2 protein-coding genes are annotated in these 2,022 nt (G+C 63.8%); both read right to left on the reverse strand.

From position 1 onward, the window contains the following. The coding region (locus tag AAFX91_RS41180; RefSeq protein ID WP_394570292.1) for a 4Fe-4S dicluster domain-containing protein at window positions 1-214 on the reverse strand (214 nt) is incomplete at its 3' end. A 12-nt stretch (window positions 215-226) separates the two neighbouring features. After that, the coding region (locus AAFX91_RS41185; RefSeq protein ID WP_394570293.1) for a formate dehydrogenase subunit alpha at window positions 227-2,022 on the reverse strand (1,796 nt) is incomplete at its 5' end.

The raw sequence follows: 2,022 nt of genomic DNA on the forward strand, positions 1-2,022 counted from the left end.
TGCAGTTCACCGGACAGACCGCCGCGCAGGGCGGGTCCGTGCAATGCATGCAGGCCATCGAGACCGAACGCTCGCCAGGCTTGCCGTCATTGATGGTGACGACGCGGCGGCGGTTGATGCCCCAGGGCACCTCGTTCTCGTTCTTGCACGCGGTGACGCAGGCGTTGCAGTCGATGCAGCGGTCCGCGTCGCAAAGGAATTTCATGCGTGCCATCGTCTGTTCCTCTCACGCGGCCCGGATCTGGCAAAGCGTCGCCTTCGGCTCCTGCATGCCGGTCGCAGGGTCGTAGCCATAGGTCGTCAGCGTGTTCACGCTTTCGCCGAGCACGATCGGATCGGCGCCTTTCGGATATTTGCTGCGGAGATCGGCGCCCTCGAACCAGCCGGCGAAATGATAGGGCATCCAGGCGACGCCCTTGCCGACGCGCTCGGTGATCATCGCCTTGACACGGGTCCGCGAATTACTCTCGGCGCCGGTCACCCACACCCAGCCGCCGTCCTTGATGCCGCGCTCGGCGGCGTCGGCCGGGTTGATCTCGACGTACATGAACTGCTTCAGCTCGGCGAGCCACTTGTTGGAGCGCGTCTCCTCGCCGCCGCCTTCATATTCCACCAGCCGGCCCGAGCTCAGGATCAGCGGGAACTGCTTTGAGATGCCGCGGTCGACGGCGGCCTTCTGCACCGAGAAGCCGATATTGGGCATGCGGAACTGCTTGGCGTCGGGCAAGGTCGGATAGTCGGCAACCAGATCCGGACGTGGCGTGTAGATCGGCTCCCGATAGACTGGTATCGGATCGGGCAGGTTCCAGGCGATCATGCGCGCCTTGCCGTTGCCGTACGGCGAGCAGCCGTGCTCGATCGCGACCCGCTGGATGCCGCCGGACAGATCGAGCGACCAGGACACCGTATCGGGGTTGGCCGAATTGACGCGCCGGATGATCTCCATTTCCTGCGGCGTCAGCTCGTTGTCCCAGCCGAGCTTTTTCAGCACGCCCAGGGTGAATTCGGGATAGCCGTCCTTGATGTCGGAGCCAACCGAATAGGAGCCCTCGGCGAGGAGATTGTCATGATCCTCCCGCTCCACCTCCTGCCCATTTTCCATCACCTTGCGTTTTACGACGCGCTCGACGCCGAACCGCGCGCGGAAGCTGCCGCCGCCGTCCTTCACCGAAAGATTGTTGTTGTAGAGGATCGGCGTGCCCGGATGCCTGAACTCCGGCGTGCCCCAGCATGGCCATGGCAGGCCGTAATAGTCGCCGCCGACCTCCGGATCGTCCTTCGGCGCCCGCAGCGTGACCAGGTCGAACTTGGCCTGGTTCTTCATATGGGCCTTGAGCCGCTCCGGCGATTGCCCGCAATAGCCGGTCGACCAGCCGCCGCGGTTGATCTCGCGCAGGATGTCTTCCGCCGACACCGAGCCGTTCTCGACCTTGATGTTCTTGAACATCAGGTCGGCAAAGCCGAGCTTGCCGGCAAGCATATACATCGTGTCGTAGTCGTTCTTGGATTCGAAGATCGGCTCGACGATCTTCTCGCCCCATTGCAGCGAGCGGTTGGAGGCGGTGCGGGAGCCGTCCATCTCGAAGCTCGTGCAGGCCGGCAGAAGGTAAGCGCCGTTCTTGCGCTCGGAGACCACCGACCACGCGGTCGGATAGGGATCGCACACCACCAGCAGCTCGAGCTTCTCGATGCCGCGCACCGCTTCCGGCATCCGGGTGATGGTGTTGACGCCATGCCCCATGACGAACATGGCCTGCACCGGGTTGGGCTGGCTGATCTGGTCCTTTGGCAGCAAGGTCGCGTCGAACCAGCGCGTGCTCGGAATGCCCGGTGTTTCCATCAATTGCTTGCTTGGGAAGCGCGACTTCATCCAGTCGTAATCGACTTCCCACACCCGGCACCAATGCCGCCAGGCTCCCTCGGCAAGGCCGTAGTAGAGCGGCAGCGTCGTCACATCGAGGCCGAGATCGGTCGCGCCCTGCACGTTGGTGTGGCCGCGGAAGATGTTGGCGCCGGCGCCGG

The organism is Bradyrhizobium sp. 31Argb (assembly GCF_043638955.1).
GTDB lineage: Bacteria > Pseudomonadota > Alphaproteobacteria > Rhizobiales > Xanthobacteraceae > Bradyrhizobium.